Below are 16,735 nucleotides of genomic sequence, written 5' to 3'. Positions count from 1 at the left end.
CTCCTCTTAGCGGTCGTAGGGCATGTAGCCCTTGACGATCTTGGCGTCGGGGGCGGACAGGGTGGTGTTGCCACGGGCGTCGCGGATGAATTTCTTGGTCCGCTTGATCATGCCGTGCCGTTTGCCGGCCTGGCCAGCAAGGACCTTACCGGTCGCAGTCACCTTAAAGCGCTTTTTGGCGCTCGACTTTGTCTTCATCTTAGGCATTTCCGTCTCCTTTCGGGGTTCGGTTTCAGACGCGACTCGGCATGCCATCTCGGCCGGTCACGCGATCAGAAGCGCCGTTTACGCAAGTTCGGTCATACTGGCAAGGGGGTTTGGGCCAGAATCTGCGCTTTTTGCAGGCTGGCTAGGCACCGGGGCGACGCGCGCCGCCCCGGAGGTTTGGATTAATGTTCGAATTTGCGGATTTCACCGCTCTTCAAACGCTCTGCATAAGATGCCAGTTCCTGACGTACCACTTTCATCAGGAAGTAGAGCGCGAAGACGTTCACAACCGCCATGGCAAAGATCGCCGCATCCGAGAAGTCGATAACGGGGCCAAGGTTAGCCGCTGCACCGATGACTACGAAGATGCAGAAGATGACCTTGAACACCAGTTCCTTGGTGTGACCCTCACCGAACAGGTAGGTCCAGGCCTTGAGGCCGTAGTAGGACCAGCTGATCATGGTCGAGAAGGCAAACAGAACTACTGCGATTGCCAAAACGTAAGGGAACCAACTGAACGCGCTGCCAAAGGCGGCTGAAGTCAGGCTGACGCCCGAGTTTCCGTCAACCGTTGCGATGGCATTACCGGCTTCGTTCAGCATATAGTTTCCGGTCTCCGGATCGACGATCAGCTGCTGCGTGATGATGATCACCAACGCGGTCATGGTACAGATCACAACCGTATCAATGAACGGCTCCAGCAGCGACACGAACCCTTCGGTGATCGGTTCTTTGGTGCGAACCGCCGAGTGGGCAATCGCCGCTGAACCAACGCCCGCTTCGTTCGAGAACGCCGCACGCCGGAAACCCTGGATCAATGCGCCGACCATACCGCCAGCAACACCAAGACCGGTGAAGGCTCCTGCGAAGATCTGGCCAAAGGCCCAACCGATCTGATCCGCGTTCATCAGGATGATCACCAGCGCCGCGGCCACATACATCACGCCCATGAAAGGAACGACTTTCTCAGTCACGCGCGCGATGGATTTCAGGCCGCCCACGATCACTGCAAAGACGATGCCTGCAAAGACCAGGCCAGTGATCCAGCCCGGGTAATCTCCGACGATGCCTGCGATCTGCTGATGTGCTTGATTGGCCTGGAACATATTGCCCCCACCAAGCGCGCCAAGGATGCAGAAGATCGAGAACAGAACGGCCAGAATTTTACCGCCCGGCAGGCCCAGTTCGTTGAACCCTTTCGACATATAATACATTGGACCACCAGAAACGGTGCCGTCATCATATTCGTTGCGGTACTTTACACCCAGCGTACATTCGGTGAATTTCGAGGCCATGCCCAACAGGCCCGCGACAATCATCCAAAAAGTTGCACCTGGCCCGCCGATACCGACGGCGACCGCAACACCAGCAATATTACCGAGGCCAACTGTACCGGACAGCGCCGTTGCCAGCGCCTGAAAGTGGCTAACTTCACCCGCATCATTGGGATCAGAATAGTCACCTTTCACAAGGCTGATCGCATGACCGAAGAAACGCAATTGTACAAAGGCAAAATAAAGCGTGAAGACGGTCGCGGCGATCACCAGCCAACCCACGATCCAAGGGAACCCGGTGCCCGGAAACGGGGCAAAAATAAAGCTGACGAAAGGCCCGGTGAAATCAGCAAAGGCCTGGTTGATTTTATCGTCCAACCCGACCGCCTCCTGTGCGGCAGCGGGGCTCGCAACCAGAGCGGCAAGTGCTGCCAGACTCAGTTTGTTCTGAATATTCATCATAATCTCTCCCCTCAGTTCACGACCGTAACCGGAACATCGGCGTGCATGACAAGGTTCTGGGTCGAACTGCCAAACAGGCGTTTTTTAAACCCATCTGCCGAGGCCCGACCCACAACGATCTGGGAGCCACCGTTTTCAACCGTGATTGCATTCAGCGTTTCCGCCACATCTCCGTGACGGACGATGCCGCGCGCCTCGAATCCTGCAGCCTTCAACGCTTCGACCGCTGGCTCGATGATCCGTGACGTAGCTAACGCAACCTCTTCTTCGCGCCGTTTGTGCCGCAGGGCGTTCTCTTCTGGTGTCTGGAATGTGAAAGGAGACCATTCGATGACGTAAACCGCCAGAAGCTCGCATGAACCGATACGCCCGGCCAAGTCTTTGGCAAAGGCGATCGCGCGTTCTCCGGTTTCTGTCCCGTCCAGTCCTATGACAATTTTCGTTGTCATGCCGTTCCTCCGTTATTGTTGCTTTGGCCGGGGCCCTCGCCCCCGGCAGGGCAGCCGGAACCTGGAACTTGCTTGAGTAGACCGCCCTAAGGGCAAGTATCCCGAAAAAACACGCAAAAACAGAGAGATTATTGCTGGATACAACCCTCAAACTTCTAAGACACTGTAAATAAATATTATTATATGCCCAAATATTAGGCATACGCCTGGTATCAAACTGAAATTAGTAGTGGTGATCCGGGCTTAGCCCGGATCAGTGTTGTAGATCAGCCGTTCATCACAAGGGGCGATACGTAAGATGTTGGTGGTGCCAGGAACATTGAAAGGGACGCCGGCGGTGACCACAATCTGATCAGTCTCAGCGGCGAAACCACCCGAACGGGCGGCGCGAGCGGCGCTGACGACCGCACCTTTGAACCGCTCTTGTTCAGGGGTTAAGACGCAATGACAACCCCAGCTCAGGCAAAGCCTGCGGGCGGTGCCAGTGGCGGGGGTCATTGCGATGATAGGCACACCGGGACGCTCACGGGCGGTGAGCAAGGCGGTGGTCCCGCTTTGAGTGAAGCAGCAGATGGCTTTGATGTCAGTCTTTTCGGCAATCTCACGTGCCGCAGCCACGATACCATCAGCGATGGTCGTACCCTTGGCGGTACGCGACGCGGCAATAATCTGAGTGTAGGTTGGGTCAGCTTCAACTTCGATGGCAACCTTGTTCATCGTCTGAACCGCCTCGATGGGATAAGAACCAGCAGCCGATTCAGCACTCAGCATGATTGCATCGGTACCCTCGTAGATCGCGGTGGCCACGTCCGAAACCTCGGCCCGTGTGGGCATTGGGCTTTCGATCATGCTTTCCAGCATCTGGGTTGCGACAATCACAGGCTTCGCGGCTGTACGGCATTTACGCACCAGACGTTTTTGGATCGGGGGGACTGCCGAAACAGGCAGTTCGACGCCCAGATCACCCCGCGCAACCATGATCCCGTCTGAGGCGTCAAGGATATCGTCAAAAGCTTCGACCGCAGCAGGTTTTTCGATCTTGGACAAGATCGATGCTCGGCCATCCGCCAGTGCGCGCGCCTCGAACACATCCTTGGCACGCTGAACGAAGCTCAGCGCCAACCAGTCCACACCCAGTTGGCAGACAAATTCCAGATCGTCGCGATCCTTGGCCGACAGCGCTGCCAATGGCAGCACCACGTCAGGCACGTTCACACCCTTGCGGTTCGAAATCGTGCCACCGACTTCGACCGTGCAATGTGCAAAATCCTGACCGCAATCCTGCACGATCAGACGAATCTTTCCGTCATTGACCAGTAGGCGCGCACCTGGCTCCAATGCGGCAAAAATTTCGGGATGTGGCAGGCAGACCCGGGTGATATCCCCGGCTGCCGGATCAAGATCCAGACGGAATGCGGCGCCCTCCTCCAGTTCTTCCGCATCATTTGCAAACACGCCAACGCGCAGCTTTGGCCCCTGCAGATCAGCCAGAATCGCGATCGGGCTTTCCAGATCCTTTTCGATCTGCCGGATTATACGGTGCCTCTCGCGAATCTCATCGTGGCTGCCATGGCTCATGTTCAGCCGGAATACATCGGCCCCGGCCTCATGCAGCGCACGGATGGTGTCATAGTCATTGGACGCCGGTCCCAGCGTCGCCACGATTTTCACATTTCTCAGGCGTCGCATTGATCAGGCTCTCCTCAAACGCGTAAATGTTACCGCAAACATTGCTCAGGCTGCTTATTGCGCAATTCCCTTTCCAACGCAACTGTCCTACACCTGCGACAAACAAGATGACAGGCTCATGACATACTCTCCGTTTTTTGTTCACGGCGCGGATCGCCCGTCGCGTTGGCTGATTACTTGCGACCATGCAACCAACATGGTGCCGCCCGAAATCAGCGGCGGAGACCTGGGCCTGCCGCGCGAAGATATGGAACGCCATATCGCTTATGACGTGGGCGCCTACGAGGTCTCAAAGCATCTGGGTGAGGTTCTGAACGCCCCCGTAATCGCAGCCAACTTCTCGCGCCTCGTGATTGACCCCAACCGGGGCGAGGACGATCCGACGCTGTTGATGAAGCTCTATGACGGCTCGATCATCCCCGGTAACCGACACGCAGATGCGACCGAGCGTGAGCGTCGTCTGACCATGTGCTACCGGCCCTATCACGATGCGCTGGCAGAGCTTGCAGCCCTGCCGCATGCGGTCATCATCTCGATGCATTCCTTTACGCGCCAGCTCCGTGGCCGCGATCCTCGGCCGTGGCACATCGGCGTCTTGCACACACCGGATGAGCGGTTCTCGCGCCCGCTGATCAACCGGTTGAACGCCGAGGATGATCTGTGCGTTGGGGTAAATGAACCCTATACAGGTGTGCTACCCGGCGATGCGATCGACAAGCATTGCAGCAGTTTCGGCCGTCCTAATGCACTGATCGAGCTGCGTAATGATCTGATTGCGGATCATGACGGGCAACGCAGCTGGGCCGAACGATTGGCCGTTATTCTGCAGGATGCACTGAACGATAGCGGACTATGACGTAAGGTCACTTCATGCCGCTTCCGATCCTCGAAATATTGTGAGCCAATGTACTGACACCCATATATTAAGGGAAAGGAGACGACCATGACTCAGGAATTCCTGACAACTGTCTTCGGCTGGATGACCGCCCTTAACATCGCTGTTTTGTTGTTCAGCACACTTATGATCCTCATCATGCAGGACTGGATTGCAGGCGTGCATGGCAGAATGTTCCAAATGGAGCGGGCCGACGTAAAGAGGGCCTATTTCAGATATCTTGCGAACTACAAAATCCTGACAATCATTTTTTGCCTTGTGCCGTGGCTGGCCCTCAAACTGGCATAAAGCATCCAAACCTGACGTTCCAAGGGGCCTTAGGCCCCTTCCTGTTCGTTGTAACATGGCCCACGGATTGCTAGGTCAGGTCCAGATCGCAAGACAATCATTCGGAGCCCGACAATGGACAAGCAAACTGAAATCGAACTTCAGGCCGCAGCGTTTCGCCGTTTGCAGCAGCATCTGATGCAGGATCGCACCGACGTACAGAACATCGATATGATGAATCTGACCGGGTTCTGCCGCAATTGCCTGTCCCGCTGGTATCAGGAAGCAGCCAATGCCAAGGGCATCAACATGGACAAAAACGAAGCGCGCGAGATTTTCTATGGCATGACCATGGATGAGTGGAAGGCCAACTACCAGACCGAAGCGAACGCCGAGAAACAAGCCGCCTTCAAGGTCGCGTTTGAAGAGAACGTCACAAAAAAAGGCTGACGCCCCGAAAACGAAAAATGCCCGCCATACTGGCGGGCATTTGGTTTAGATTGCAGCCTTTCGGCTTTCGTCCAGATAGATCTCGCGAAGGCGTTTGGCAATCGGGCCCGGCGTGCCATCACCCAGTGCCACGCCATCAATCTCAACCACCGGCATGACAAAAGCGCTGGCCGAAGTGGTGAAGGCCTCATCCGCCTCTTTCGCCTCGTCGATGGTGAACAGGCGCTCCTCAATCTCCATCTGCGCCTCGGCTGCCATGCGCAGAACCGCCTTGCGGGTGATGCCGTGCAGAATGTCGTTGGACAGCGGGCGGGTGACGATCTTGCCGTTCTTGACGAAATAGGCGTTGTTGCTGGTGCCTTCGGTGACATAGCCGTCTTCAACCAACCAGGCATCGTCACAGCCAGCCGCTTTCGCCATCATCTTGCCCATGGACGGATACAGCAACTGTACGGTTTTGATATCGCGGCGGCCCCATCGGATGTCGTCGATCGAAATAACCTTGGCCCCTTTCTTCGACGCGGGGCTGTCGGCCAGACCTGGCTTATTCTGCGTGAACAGAACAAGCGTAGGCTTGGTATCCGCTGACGGAAACACAAAATCCCGGTCGCCGTCACTGCCGCGCGAAACCTGTAGATAGATCAGACCTTCTTCGATGTCGTTCAGCTCGACCAGTTTGCGATGGATTTCCAGAAGTTCTTCTTTGCTGCAGGGTTCAGCCATCTGTAACTCGTCCAGCGAGCGTTTCAGCCGCACCGCGTGGCCTTCGAAATCGACCAGCTTACCATCCAGCACACTGGTCACTTCGTAGACGGCGTCTGCAAACAGGAAACCTCGATCAAAGATCGAGACGCTTGCCTCGGTTTCAGGCAGGTATTCGCCATTCACATAAACGGTGCGGGTCATGTTCTTCTCCTCAGCCCCAAAGTGCCGCTTTGGGCGGATGCACTCCGGCGTCATCAAAAATCAGGGGTGTGTCGCGGTCTTCTGCCAACAAAAGCGGTCCGTCAAGGTCCGTCACCATCGCACCCTGCGCGACCAGCGTTGCAGGTGCCATGGCCAGCGAACTTCCAACCATGCATCCGACCATGATGCCATAGCCCTCGGCCAGCGCGGCCTTGCGCAGTTCGAGCGCCTCGGTCAGACCGCCGGTCTTGTCGAGTTTGATGTTCACCACATCATATTTGCCTTTTAGCGCAGGCAAGCTGGCCCGATCGTGACAGGATTCGTCGGCACATACCGGCACCGGACGATCCATGCCGATCAGTGCATCATCCTCACCGGCTGGCAGAGGTTGTTCAACCAGAGCAACGCCCAGTCGCACAAGATGCGGCGCAAGATCGGCGTACACTTCAGCAGACCAACCCTCATTGGCGTCGATAATGATTTTGGACTCCGGCGCACCAGCCCGCACGGCCTCAAGCCGGGGCATGTCGTCCGGTGTACCAAGTTTGATCTTCAACAAGGGTCGGAACGCATTTTCTGCCGCCTGTGCCTGCATTGCCTCGGGAGTGTCCAGGGAAAGAGTATAGGCCGTAACTTCAGGCCCCGGTGCGGCAAGTTCCGCCAGCTCCCACGCCCGTTTGCCGGAGCGTTTCGCCTCAAGGTCCCAAAGCGCGCAATCCACTGCATTCCGAGCCGCGCCGGCAGGCAGCAGATCCATCAGGGAATAGCGAGAGAATACGTCGGGCAGGCCGGCAATCTCGGCCTCGACTGAATCCAGCGTTTCGTCATAGCGCGCATAGGGCACGCACTCGCCCCAACCATGATGCACACCATCCGAGATCCGAACCGTCAGGACCTTTGCCTCAGTCCGTGAGCCGCGCGAGATAGTGAATACCTGCGCCAGCCGAAATACATCGCGGGAAACGTCAATCTGCACGCGTTCAACCTTTCATCGAAAGTGATGTCTGTTGCCGACAGCAAGGGGCGATCGGCAACCTGCTTAGATCACAGTGCGGCCAACGCATCCACCAGTTTACCGGCACCAAACCGGTAAGGATCGGTTGCTGGGATACCCATCTCGGTCTCAACCTTGGCGATGTATGCGTGTGCGTCGTCTTCGCTCAGATGCTGGGTGTTGATCGACACGCCCGCAACCTGACATTCCGGGTTAGCAACACGCGCCAGCGGCAGTGCTGTGTCGCGCAACTGCTCCAGCGTCGGCAGCGAATACTCAGGCAATCCTCGCATATGGGTCCGGGTCGGCTCGTGGCACAGGATCAGCGCGTCGGGCTGACCGCCATGAATCAGCGCCATGGTGACGCCAGAATAGGACACATGGAACAACGAGCCCTGCCCTTCGATGTGATCCCAGTGATCCGGATCATTGTCTGGTGTCAAATACTCAACGGATCCCGCCATGAAATCGGCGATAACCGCATCCAGCGGGACGCCTTGACCCGTGACCAGAATTCCGGTCTGACCGGTGGCCCGGAAGGTGGATTTCATGCCGCGTTCGCGCATTTCAGCGTCCATGGACATCGCAGTGTACATCTTGCCGGCAGAGCAGTCGGTTCCAACGGCCAGGCACCGCTTACCAGTACGCTTGCGGCCGTTTGCGATAGGATATCCTACGGTAGGCACACGGACGTCGTGCAATGTGCAGCCGTGAGTCTGTGCCGCAGCAACCAGATCGCCTTCGTCGCGCAGCAGGTTGTGCAGGCCCGACGCCAGATCATAACCCATCTCCAGTGCTGCGATCAGAACCTCTTTCCAGGCCTCACTAATGACCCCACCTCGGTTGGCAACACCAATGACAAGAGTCTTGGCACCAGCAGCTTTACCTTCGGCAAGTGTCATTTCGGTAAGACCCAAATCAGTCTTGCAACCATCCAGCCTTATTTGACCCACTGCATTCTCAGGACGCCAGTCGCGGATACCAATGGCCACTTTGGCCGCCAACAAGTCGGGCGCATCGCCCAAAAACAACAGGTACGGTGTCTCGATCATTGCGGTGCACTCCTTTGATTCTGGCTTAAGCTAGAGAACCGTTTTGACGAGGGTTTCTCAAATTCTTCTTGCCTGCCCGCCCACAGCGGGAAGTTTTTGCGTATTTGGGCCTTCTTGCACAAGATTGTTCGAAGTTTTTAAACTGATCAAACTTTAAGCACCCCATTTTGCCAGTATCTTCAATCATGCTGCATACGCATTGCCGCATATGCACAATCACGCTTGCGCAGCATTGCGCAATTTAATATCCCATGACCAACCCTAAACGCAATTTCCTTACTCTCATGAGGTCCAAATGAGCTTCCGCATCCAACCTGCCGCTCCGGCCCGGCCCAATCGCTGCCAACTGTTTGGCCCGGGCTCGAACACCAAGCTATTTCCCAAGATGGCTGCATCAGCTGCAGACGTCATTAATCTGGATCTAGAAGATTCGGTGGCTCCTTCCGACAAGGATACCGCTCGCGCTAACGTAATCGAGGCGCTGAACACAGTCGATTGGGGCAATAAATACATGTCGGTTCGGATCAATGGGCTGGATACACCCTATTGGTACCGTGACGTGGTTGATGTGCTGGAACAGGCAGGCGACCGTCTGGATCAGATCATGATCCCCAAAGTAGGCTGCGCGGCCGATGTCTATGCCGTGGACGCGCTGGTTACCGCAATCGAGCGTGCCAAGGGCCGAACCAAGCCAATTTCATTCGAAGTGATCATCGAATCTGCCGCCGGACTGGCGCATGTCGAAGAAATCGCAGCCTCATCCCCGCGCCTGCAGGCCATGAGCCTTGGCGCCGCAGATTTTGCAGCCTCAATGGGCATGCAGACAACCGGCATCGGGGGTACGCAGGAAAACTACTATATGCTGCGCGAGGGTGAGAAGCACTGGTCCGATCCGTGGCACTGGGCGCAGGCCGCAATTGTCGCCGCTTGCAGGACTCATGGCGTGCTGCCTGTCGACGGCCCGTTTGGCGATTTCTCCGACGATGAGGGCTATGTCGCGCAGGCCAAACGGTCTGCCACGCTGGGGATGGTCGGCAAATGGGCCATCCACCCCAAGCAAATCGCATTGGCCAATCAGGTCTTCACACCGTCGGATGAAGCAGTGTCCGAAGCGCGCGAGATTCTGGCCGCCATGGAACAGGCAAAAGCCAACGGTGAAGGCGCGACGGTCTACAAAGGGCGTTTGGTCGATATCGCTTCGATTAAGCAAGCCGAGGTTATTGTGGCGCAGGCAGAATTAATCGCGGCGGGTAGCTAAGAAAAAAGGCGCTCAGCTGAGCGCCCCAATCGATCTGATCAGCGTCCAAATACATTGTTTGGTGTCCATGTTAAACGCTCACCCTTCTTTCCTGATTTCATCATCAGGCACGAGGTACCGTATTTCTGAAAATACTTGATTTTGATTGGATACCAACCCGCCTGCGGCACCTCGACCTCGGTGCGTTGGTTGGCTTCGCAGCCCTGACGGCCGTTGACATAACCGATCTGCTGACCGCCGACCCAGGCGTCAATCCCATCGTTCGACCAGGTCTCAAGCTCGTAAACACCGGGTGAATCAAAGCGGATATACCCACTGATTTCCGCGGCAACATTGAACGCCTGATTGTAGGTCAGGACAGGATCACCTTCGTTCGTGTCTCTGTAGTCCAAACCTCGGAGGGGCTGACCCGGCTTTGCCTTCTTCAATAGATGATTGACCTTCGAGAGGTTCTGGATTTTGCGAGGCGGGTTACCTTCCCAACTGTATTTTACATTCAAGCCGGCTTTTGGGCTGGGCTGAGGGCTAGCTGGCTGTAACTTCAAAGGTGCTGCTGTCGCAGCGCCGGCAAACATTGCCAAGGCAGCCACCAGCGCTCCGGTGCGGAAAAATGTCATGGTCTACTCCCTGAATTTGCGCCTGCTTCGGGGTTAATCCCTGCCGACGATCCTGTTGAGATGACACTAGGCGCTGAACTTTGACCTCGCAAGATGGTTAAAAATCACTTTTTAATGGTCACGCACGCATATCCTTGGGCGATCCCATCACAACATATGAGGTGATCGAGGTCACATGCGGCAGTGTACCCAGCACCTCGGTGTGGAAGGTTTTGTAGGAAGGCAGATCGGCACATTCGACCCGTAACAGGTATTCGATCGTGCCGGTGATGTTGTGACATTCCACCACTTCGGGCGCTTGTTGCAAGGCCCTTTCGAACCCTTCCTGCGCCGCTTTTGTGTGCTCGCCCAAACCAACGCCGATATAGGCAACGAAACCCACCCCCAGCGCCGCCGGGTTCAGCACCGCTCGGTAGCCGGAAATGACCCCTGCCCGCTCAAGCTCCTGCACCCGGCGCAAGCAAGCGGATGGGGACAGGCCCACCCGCTCGGCAAGATCGAGGTTGCTGATGCGACCGTCCCGCGAAAGCTCTTGCAATATATGTTGGTTGATCTGATCAATCTTCGCCATTTATTGCAACATTAACCTTTGAACGCACGAATACGCAATTTCATTTGCCGGGTTCAGCGAGAAAATGCAGCCATGACCTACGATATCCTGATGGCCCTGATCGCGTTTGCTTTTGTCTCGTCAATCACTCCAGGCCCCAACAACCTTATGCTGATGGCATCAGGTGCGAATTTCGGCTTTCGCCGCACGATCCCGCATATGCTGGGTATCGGTTTGGGCTTCACCTTTATGGTGCTTCTGGTGGGGGCGGGGCTGGTTCAGGTCTTTGACCGGTATCCGATTAGTCATACCGTGTTGAAAGTTCTTTCGGTTCTGTATCTGCTGTATCTGGCATGGAAAATCGCGCATGCAGCGCCCGCTAAAGGTGCCGATGCTGCGGGCACCCCGATGACGTTTCTGCAAGCTGCAGCCTTCCAATGGGTCAACCCAAAAGCCTGGGCGATGGCGCTGACCGCGACAGCCGCCTATGCGCCCGACCAAACGATCAACGCGATTCTGCTGGTCGCGCTGGTGTTCGGAGCCATCAACCTGCCCTCGGTCAGCACCTGGACGGTTCTTGGACAGCAAATGGCGCGAATCCTGACGAACCCGCACCGATTGCTGGCATTCAACTGGACGATGGCGGCCCTGCTTGTGGCCTCGCTCTATCCGGTGCTGTGGCCGAATTAGGTTACCTGAGCGGCAGGCAAATTTCTGTCAACAGATCCTCAGGGGCCGTTTCTCGTGGATCGTTGAGATAGATCTCATAACACGGATGGTCCGCAGGTTCTTCGCCAGACTCGGGCAACCAATTGCCAAATAATGTCTGATACGCGCCGTGAAGGCCGGAATAAGGGCCCTTGAAGGTCAGCACCGCTGTTTTGCCACCCGGAATTTCAAGGTCTTCCATCCCCTCGGGCGTATCATCACCGCAGAATTCAGCATCTGCAAAACTGCGTAAATCATCCTCGGGCACATCGTCCGGACTGTCGAGATACAGCCCGATCATCGGGCCGACTTGCGGCCACAGCTTGCGGGATTCGCACAGGGCACCAAAGGCCTCAAAGCTGCGGCCAATCTCGGCATACGCCCCTTTATGTGGCAGCGCTATGACTCGGCGGGACGGTTCGGTTCGGGTTGTTACGGGATGCATCGGATATCCTCCGGTTTTGAACATTGGATGGGCCGGCAGTATTTGCCCCGCACGTCGAAACGCGGTGGGGCTGCTGCCGTAGGCCTCGGAAAAGCCCCGCGCAAAGGATTTTTGGTTCGGATAGCCAATGTCGGTCGCGATCCGCGTAACCGGTCTGTCTGTTTGCACCAGCCAGCAGGCGGCACGGTGCAGGCGTATCCGACGGGTGGCCTACGCGCAGGTCTCGCCAGTAATGGCGCGAAACACGCGATGCCTGTGAAACCGCGACATGGCTGCGACCTCGGCCAAAGCATCCAGCGACAGATCCCCGGCGGGGTGATCATGGATGTAGGCCAACACGCGCAACACGCGATCTTTGTAGCTAGCGGCCATCGGTATCCTTCCTTCTCTTTGCCCGTCCGTGGTCGCATATTCCGCGACCACAAATCTTGCTGAGTTGCATCCCGGACCACCTTTGGTCATATAGCAGGGAACTTCCGCGTTGAGAGGCGTCATGACCCAGTATCTGGATTTCGAAAAACCGCTGGCCGAGATCGAAGGCAAAGCTGAAGAGCTGCGCGCGCTGGCCCGTGCCAATGAAGAAATGGATGTGACGGAAGAGGCCGCCGCGCTGGATGCCAAGGCCGCCAAGCTTCTGGACGAGCTGTATGCCGATCTGACCCCATGGCGGAAATGTCAGGTGGCGCGTCATCCTGAACGTCCACACTGCAACGATTACGTGGATGCGCTGTTTACCGAATTCACCCCACTGGCAGGTGACCGGAACTTTGCCGACGATCTGGCGGTAATTGGCGGTCTGGCGCGGTTCAACGATCAACCCGTCATGGTGATTGGCCACGAAAAAGGCAGCGATACCAAATCGCGGATTGAACGCAATTTCGGCATGGCCCGCCCCGAGGGCTATCGCAAGGCTGTGCGCCTGATGGAAATGGCAGGCCGCTTTGGCCTGCCGGTAATCACCTTGATCGATACAGCTGGGGCCTATCCCGGCAAGGGGGCGGAAGAACGTGGCCAGTCCGAGGCGATCGCGCGCTCAACCGAGATGTGCCTAAAGATTGGCGTTCCTTTGGTGTCCGTAATCATCGGCGAAGGTGGTTCGGGTGGCGCGGTCGCCTTTGCGACTGCGAACCGCGTAGCGATGCTGGAGCATTCGGTCTACTCGGTGATTTCGCCCGAAGGCTGCGCGTCGATCCTGTGGAAAGATGCCGAGAAGATGCGCGAGGCCGCCGAGGCGTTGCGCCTTACCGCTCAGGATCTGCACAAGCTGGGCGTTTGTGACCACATCATTACCGAGCCCAAGGGCGGTGCACATCGCAACCGCCCGGCGGCGGTCGAAGCCGTGCGGTCTGCAATTGCCTCGATGCTGGAAGAGCTTGATGGGAAAGACGCGGCAGCCCTGATCAAGGACCGCCGTCAGAAGTTCCTGGATATCGGTTCGAAAGGGCTGGCGGCTTAACCCGTCAGCCACCCAACCGCTGCAACAGAGCCACCGAAGGCTGGCCAGTCACGGACAACCCGTTGGCGCGCTGGTAGGCGCTAATTGCCGCCTCAGTATTCTTGCCGATAACACCATCTGCGCCTTGTGTGTCATAGCCCGCGGATGTCAGGCGGCGCTGCAGTTCTTTACGATCCTCCAGCGTCAAACCGGTCGCATCCGGCCCGAATGACGCTTGGAACGGCGCGCCGCCAGCAATGCGATCAGAAAGATGACCTACGCCGATCGCGTAGCTGTCCGAATTGTTGTAGCGCTTGATCACCTGAAAATTGCGGAACACAGCAATACGTGGGCCGGGCGTCTGCGGTTGCAGCACTGCCGCCGGCGTGCCCGAAACCGTGCCGACTTCACCGCCCCAAGGCTGCCCTCGCACCCAACCGGCACGTGCCAGATAAGCCGCCGTTGACGCAAGTGAATCTGCTGGGTCATCGGACCAGATATCGCGCCGCCCGTCGCCGGTGAAATCGACCGCATAAGCAAGGTAAGACGTCGGAATGAACTGTGTGTGGCCCATCGCTCCGGCCCAGCTGCCGGTCATGTTAGCCGGGGTCGTATCGCCCTCTTGAATTATCTTCAGCGCTGCCACCAGTTGCTTCTCAAAAAACGCTCCGCGCCGCCCGTCATAGGCCAGAGTCGACGTTGCCGAGATCACCGGCACATCGCCGCGCCGTGCACCATAACGGCTTTCCAGGCCCCAAACAGCCACGACGACCTCCTTGTCGACACCGTATTGGGCTTCGATCTGCGACAGGGTTCCTGCATGCCGCACAAGCATTTGCTTGCCAGTGCTGATCCGTTCATCCGAGGCAGCAATCGCCAGATAATCCTCAAGCGAGCGTTTGAATTCGACCTGATTGCGATCGCGTTCGATCACGTCGGGTAGATATCCTGCGCCTTGAAACGCTCGGCTAAGGGTCGTCTGTGAAATGCCCTGTGACGCTGCCCGGTTTTTGAAACTGGCCACCCAGGCATCCCATCCTGCGTTCGGAACCGCACGCATCCGCGAAGCCGGAGCACTGTTGGGTGCGGTGCCTGTGGAACAGGCCGCCAACAGGGTTGAACCAAGCCCTAAGGAAAACACTCTTCGATTAATCATAGTTAAATCTGCTCTTGTTGTGATTTGCGTTCAGAATAGCGCAGCCCGGTCGCTCAAGCCAGCAAAGCGACATCCGAAATCAACTGAATTGGAAGATGGGCAACAAGCCGCTCAGGTCACAAGCAGCCGCAAGCCCTGGGTCACATCCGAACGCACTGCTAGTCGCAATCCAGGCTCATCCCCGGCCTTGAGCGCTGCGATGATCAGACGATGGTAGTGCGGTGGCTCGGTCCTCCGCAACCGACCGTATAGGGCACGCATCGTGGGACCCAGCTGCAGCCAGACAGTTTCGGCCATGGCAAGCATCGCGGGGGCCTGTGCGCGTAGATACAGCGTGCGGTGAAATTCCAGATTTGCACGGATATATCCCACTGCATCGCGTTTCGTGACCATCTCGGCTACTGCCATGTTGATGCTTTGCAACCGGTCAATCAGCGCCATATGCGCGCGCGGCAGGGCCCGGCTGGCCAGTTCAACCTCAAGCAGCGCGCGCAGCGCCGCCAGCTCTTCGATCCGATCGCGCGTGAGTTCCGGCGTTGATACCCGACCGGAGGTGGACAGGAACAAAGCACCTTCTGCCGCCAGACGTCGCACCGCCTCGCGCGCGGGAGTCATCGACACACCGAATTCCTTGCCAATCCCGCGCAGCGTCAACGCCTGCCCCGGGGCAATCTCTCCATGCATGATGCGGGATCTGAGGGCGCGATAAACGCGATCATGGGTTGCCGTATGAGACTCGGCGGGGCGTGAGGTTAACATGAGTTTATGTGATCACAAATCGCGCTGAGGTCAAGCGACGGAGTCGAAGCGATATCTGTGCAGTTCAGCCCCGTTGTCTCGCAGCCAGCGGCGTGGTTCTTTGTAAGGGCCAAAAATACGCTCGACCTGCGCCCAGAACGCAGGTGAGTGGTTCATTTCGGCAAGATGCGCCACTTCATGCGCGGCCACATAATGGAGAACCTCTGTCGGGGCGAGGATCAACCGCCACGAGAACATCAACCCGCCCGCAGAACTGCACGACCCCCAGCGCGAACGCGTATCGCGCAAAGTAAGGCTACTGTACGACCGCCCCAGCATCGCCGCGTAATCATCGCACGCACCGGTCAGACGATCGCGGGCAAGCTCTTTTAGAAACCGCGCTAGTCGCCGTGCTTCGGCACCGGGCGGAACCCCGATCGCATCGCCACTCAGCAAGACCCTCCGCCCCGATGCAGGAACGATTCGCCGCGCCGTACCCTCGATCGGAATGAACTGCCCTACGCCAACTGCTTCAATGCTGGGTCGATCCTGCAGGTGCCCGCGGATCCAGCCCTCTTTCTGCTGTGCGAAATTCAGCGCTTCGGCTTCAGCCACCCCTGTCGGGTAGGTCAGCGTAACCCGTCCATCCAATTGGGAAATTCGCAAACTGATCCGCCGTGCGCGCGCCGATCTGCGCAGTGTCAGCGGCACCGGAGGTGTTCCGGGCAATGCGTGTCGCCCCATGGGTGGGCCTCCTTTGCGCAAAGGCTTTGACAGTGCCTGCCGCATGTGGCAGGTGACCTGAATCATTGATGAGATTCACCTGATATCAAGGGGATTTGATATGCCCAAGGAAGAATGGGGCGTAAAGCGTGTCTGCCCGACAACCGGCAAACGGTTTTACGACCTGAACAAGGACCCGATCGTCAGCCCCTATACGGGCGAGGTCGTGGAGCTGGATACCGGAAAAAGCCGGATGATCGCCGCGGATGCTGAAGATGCCGCATCGGTCAAGGCGCGCGAAGCGTCGTCGGACGAAGACATCGTTTTGGATGATGACGATAATGTCGATGTCGAATTGGATGACGATCTGCTGGACGACGATGACGACGGCGACAACGTTTCACTAGACGATATAAAGGACATGTCGTCAGAAGACGAAAACTGATGGATCCCGAGGCGG

Annotated in this window: 19 protein-coding genes and 1 pseudogene; 7 read left to right on the top strand and 13 right to left on the bottom strand. The window is 57.2% G+C overall.

The window, feature by feature from the left end:
* Positions 1-6: 6 nt before the first annotated feature.
* The 4 genes from rpmI to pyk all read right to left on the bottom strand — a co-directional run bounded on the left by rpmI (position 7) and on the right by pyk (position 4,081).
* Complete coding sequence (gene rpmI / locus ACR0MP_RS15055) at positions 7-207, bottom strand: 50S ribosomal protein L35 (protein WP_010443552.1); 201 nt, start codon at positions 205-207, stop codon at positions 7-9.
* Positions 208-389: 182 nt separating this feature from the next.
* Positions 390-1,940, bottom strand: a complete 1,551-nt coding sequence (locus tag ACR0MP_RS15050; RefSeq protein ID WP_170395588.1) for an alanine/glycine:cation symporter family protein — start codon at positions 1,938-1,940, stop codon at positions 390-392.
* A gap of 14 nt (positions 1,941-1,954) precedes the next feature.
* A complete protein-coding gene (locus tag ACR0MP_RS15045; protein WP_170395586.1) occupies positions 1,955-2,392 on the bottom strand; it encodes a universal stress protein in 438 nt (145 codons plus the stop codon).
* 243 nt (positions 2,393-2,635) lie between these two features.
* On the bottom strand, positions 2,636-4,081 hold the full coding sequence (pyk, locus tag ACR0MP_RS15040) for a pyruvate kinase (RefSeq protein ID WP_170395584.1): 1,446 nt from the start codon (positions 4,079-4,081) through the stop codon (positions 2,636-2,638).
* Positions 4,082-4,199: 118 nt separating this feature from the next.
* Between pyk and ACR0MP_RS15035 the strand changes: the two genes are divergently transcribed.
* The 3 genes from ACR0MP_RS15035 to ACR0MP_RS15025 all read left to right on the top strand — a co-directional run bounded on the left by ACR0MP_RS15035 (position 4,200) and on the right by ACR0MP_RS15025 (position 5,693).
* The gene (locus ACR0MP_RS15035; RefSeq protein ID WP_170512699.1) at positions 4,200-4,937 is read left to right on the top strand and encodes an N-formylglutamate amidohydrolase; all 738 of its coding nucleotides are present in this window, start codon (positions 4,200-4,202) and stop codon (positions 4,935-4,937) included.
* Positions 4,938-5,024: 87 nt separating this feature from the next.
* Positions 5,025-5,264 (top strand): DUF6868 family protein, encoded by a 240-nt coding sequence (locus tag ACR0MP_RS15030; RefSeq protein ID WP_170401976.1) that lies wholly within the window; start codon positions 5,025-5,027, stop codon positions 5,262-5,264.
* A 114-nt stretch (positions 5,265-5,378) separates the two neighbouring features.
* Complete coding sequence (locus ACR0MP_RS15025) at positions 5,379-5,693, top strand: DUF1244 domain-containing protein (RefSeq protein ID WP_170401979.1); 315 nt, start codon at positions 5,379-5,381, stop codon at positions 5,691-5,693.
* 45 nt (positions 5,694-5,738) lie between these two features.
* Here the strand turns inward: ACR0MP_RS15025 and ACR0MP_RS15020 are convergent, their stop codons facing one another.
* From ACR0MP_RS15020 to dgcN, 3 genes are all read right to left on the bottom strand, one after another.
* On the bottom strand, positions 5,739-6,599 hold the full coding sequence (locus ACR0MP_RS15020) for a D-amino-acid transaminase (RefSeq protein ID WP_170395576.1): 861 nt from the start codon (positions 6,597-6,599) through the stop codon (positions 5,739-5,741).
* A gap of 10 nt (positions 6,600-6,609) precedes the next feature.
* The gene (gene dgcA, locus ACR0MP_RS15015; protein ID WP_170401982.1) at positions 6,610-7,575 is read right to left on the bottom strand and encodes an N-acetyl-D-Glu racemase DgcA; all 966 of its coding nucleotides are present in this window, start codon (positions 7,573-7,575) and stop codon (positions 6,610-6,612) included.
* 68 nt (positions 7,576-7,643) lie between these two features.
* Positions 7,644-8,645, bottom strand: a complete 1,002-nt coding sequence (gene dgcN, locus ACR0MP_RS15010; RefSeq protein WP_170401985.1) for an N-acetyltransferase DgcN — start codon at positions 8,643-8,645, stop codon at positions 7,644-7,646.
* A gap of 295 nt (positions 8,646-8,940) precedes the next feature.
* Here dgcN and ACR0MP_RS15005 point away from each other — a divergent pair, with 295 nt between their 5' ends.
* A complete protein-coding gene (locus tag ACR0MP_RS15005; protein ID WP_170513736.1) occupies positions 8,941-9,903 on the top strand; it encodes an L-malyl-CoA/beta-methylmalyl-CoA lyase in 963 nt (320 codons plus the stop codon).
* Positions 9,904-9,941: 38 nt separating this feature from the next.
* Here the strand turns inward: ACR0MP_RS15005 and ACR0MP_RS15000 are convergent, their stop codons facing one another.
* The gene (locus ACR0MP_RS15000; protein WP_170401991.1) at positions 9,942-10,520 is read right to left on the bottom strand and encodes a PA14 domain-containing protein; all 579 of its coding nucleotides are present in this window, start codon (positions 10,518-10,520) and stop codon (positions 9,942-9,944) included.
* Positions 10,521-10,638: 118 nt separating this feature from the next.
* Positions 10,639-11,091 carry an Lrp/AsnC family transcriptional regulator gene (locus tag ACR0MP_RS14995; protein WP_170401994.1) on the bottom strand — a complete coding sequence of 151 codons (453 nt, stop codon included), beginning with the start codon at positions 11,089-11,091 and terminating at the stop codon, positions 10,639-10,641.
* Between the two features lie 72 nt (positions 11,092-11,163).
* Here ACR0MP_RS14995 and ACR0MP_RS14990 point away from each other — a divergent pair, with 72 nt between their 5' ends.
* The gene (locus tag ACR0MP_RS14990; protein ID WP_170401997.1) at positions 11,164-11,760 is read left to right on the top strand and encodes a LysE family translocator; all 597 of its coding nucleotides are present in this window, start codon (positions 11,164-11,166) and stop codon (positions 11,758-11,760) included.
* A 1-nt stretch (position 11,761) separates the two neighbouring features.
* On the opposite strand, the pseudogene ACR0MP_RS14985 reads toward ACR0MP_RS14990, so the two are convergent.
* Positions 11,762-12,595, bottom strand: a pseudogene (locus ACR0MP_RS14985) (AraC family transcriptional regulator).
* Positions 12,596-12,716: 121 nt separating this feature from the next.
* Between ACR0MP_RS14985 and ACR0MP_RS14980 the strand changes: the two are divergent.
* The gene (locus ACR0MP_RS14980) at positions 12,717-13,679 is read left to right on the top strand and encodes an acetyl-CoA carboxylase carboxyltransferase subunit alpha (RefSeq protein ID WP_170395560.1); all 963 of its coding nucleotides are present in this window, start codon (positions 12,717-12,719) and stop codon (positions 13,677-13,679) included.
* 4 nt (positions 13,680-13,683) lie between these two features.
* Here the strand turns inward: ACR0MP_RS14980 and ACR0MP_RS14975 are convergent, their stop codons facing one another.
* The 3 genes from ACR0MP_RS14975 to ACR0MP_RS14965 all read right to left on the bottom strand — a co-directional run bounded on the left by ACR0MP_RS14975 (position 13,684) and on the right by ACR0MP_RS14965 (position 16,296).
* Positions 13,684-14,814 (bottom strand): lytic murein transglycosylase, encoded by a 1,131-nt coding sequence (locus ACR0MP_RS14975; RefSeq protein ID WP_170401999.1) that lies wholly within the window; start codon positions 14,812-14,814, stop codon positions 13,684-13,686.
* Between the two features lie 111 nt (positions 14,815-14,925).
* Entirely contained in the window at positions 14,926-15,573 is a 648-nt protein-coding gene (locus tag ACR0MP_RS14970; protein WP_170395556.1) for a GntR family transcriptional regulator, read from the bottom strand.
* 30 nt (positions 15,574-15,603) lie between these two features.
* Positions 15,604-16,296, bottom strand: a complete 693-nt coding sequence (locus ACR0MP_RS14965) for a M48 family metallopeptidase (RefSeq protein WP_480615325.1) — start codon at positions 16,294-16,296, stop codon at positions 15,604-15,606.
* 100 nt (positions 16,297-16,396) lie between these two features.
* Here ACR0MP_RS14965 and ACR0MP_RS14960 point away from each other — a divergent pair, with 100 nt between their 5' ends.
* The gene (locus ACR0MP_RS14960; RefSeq protein WP_170402007.1) at positions 16,397-16,720 is read left to right on the top strand and encodes a TIGR02300 family protein; all 324 of its coding nucleotides are present in this window, start codon (positions 16,397-16,399) and stop codon (positions 16,718-16,720) included.
* Positions 16,721-16,735: the final 15 nt, after the last annotated feature.

This window comes from Ruegeria sp. K3 (assembly GCF_056531845.1).
This window is presented reverse-complemented; position numbering and strand designations above follow the sequence as displayed.

Coding starts and splice junctions, on each gene's coding strand:
- ACR0MP_RS14975 (WP_170401999.1), bottom strand. CDS start 14,814: ATGATTAATCGAAGAGTGTTTTCCTTAGGGCTTGGTTCAACCCTGTTG.
- ACR0MP_RS14960 (WP_170402007.1), top strand. CDS start 16,397: ATGCCCAAGGAAGAATGGGGCGTAAAGCGTGTCTGCCCGACAACCGGC.
- ACR0MP_RS15050 (WP_170395588.1), bottom strand. CDS start 1,940: ATGAATATTCAGAACAAACTGAGTCTGGCAGCACTTGCCGCTCTGGTT.
- ACR0MP_RS14980 (WP_170395560.1), top strand. CDS start 12,717: ATGACCCAGTATCTGGATTTCGAAAAACCGCTGGCCGAGATCGAAGGC.
- ACR0MP_RS15030 (WP_170401976.1), top strand. CDS start 5,025: ATGACTCAGGAATTCCTGACAACTGTCTTCGGCTGGATGACCGCCCTT.
- ACR0MP_RS14965 (WP_480615325.1), bottom strand. CDS start 16,296: ATGGGGCGACACGCATTGCCCGGAACACCTCCGGTGCCGCTGACACTG.
- ACR0MP_RS15045 (WP_170395586.1), bottom strand. CDS start 2,392: ATGACAACGAAAATTGTCATAGGACTGGACGGGACAGAAACCGGAGAA.
- ACR0MP_RS15005 (WP_170513736.1), top strand. CDS start 8,941: ATGAGCTTCCGCATCCAACCTGCCGCTCCGGCCCGGCCCAATCGCTGC.
- ACR0MP_RS15025 (WP_170401979.1), top strand. CDS start 5,379: ATGGACAAGCAAACTGAAATCGAACTTCAGGCCGCAGCGTTTCGCCGT.
- rpmI (WP_010443552.1), bottom strand. CDS start 207: ATGCCTAAGATGAAGACAAAGTCGAGCGCCAAAAAGCGCTTTAAGGTG.
- ACR0MP_RS14990 (WP_170401997.1), top strand. CDS start 11,164: ATGACCTACGATATCCTGATGGCCCTGATCGCGTTTGCTTTTGTCTCG.
- ACR0MP_RS14970 (WP_170395556.1), bottom strand. CDS start 15,573: ATGTTAACCTCACGCCCCGCCGAGTCTCATACGGCAACCCATGATCGC.
- ACR0MP_RS15000 (WP_170401991.1), bottom strand. CDS start 10,520: ATGACATTTTTCCGCACCGGAGCGCTGGTGGCTGCCTTGGCAATGTTT.
- ACR0MP_RS15035 (WP_170512699.1), top strand. CDS start 4,200: ATGACATACTCTCCGTTTTTTGTTCACGGCGCGGATCGCCCGTCGCGT.
- ACR0MP_RS14995 (WP_170401994.1), bottom strand. CDS start 11,091: ATGGCGAAGATTGATCAGATCAACCAACATATATTGCAAGAGCTTTCG.
- ACR0MP_RS15020 (WP_170395576.1), bottom strand. CDS start 6,599: ATGACCCGCACCGTTTATGTGAATGGCGAATACCTGCCTGAAACCGAG.
- pyk (WP_170395584.1), bottom strand. CDS start 4,081: ATGCGACGCCTGAGAAATGTGAAAATCGTGGCGACGCTGGGACCGGCG.
- dgcN (WP_170401985.1), bottom strand. CDS start 8,645: ATGATCGAGACACCGTACCTGTTGTTTTTGGGCGATGCGCCCGACTTG.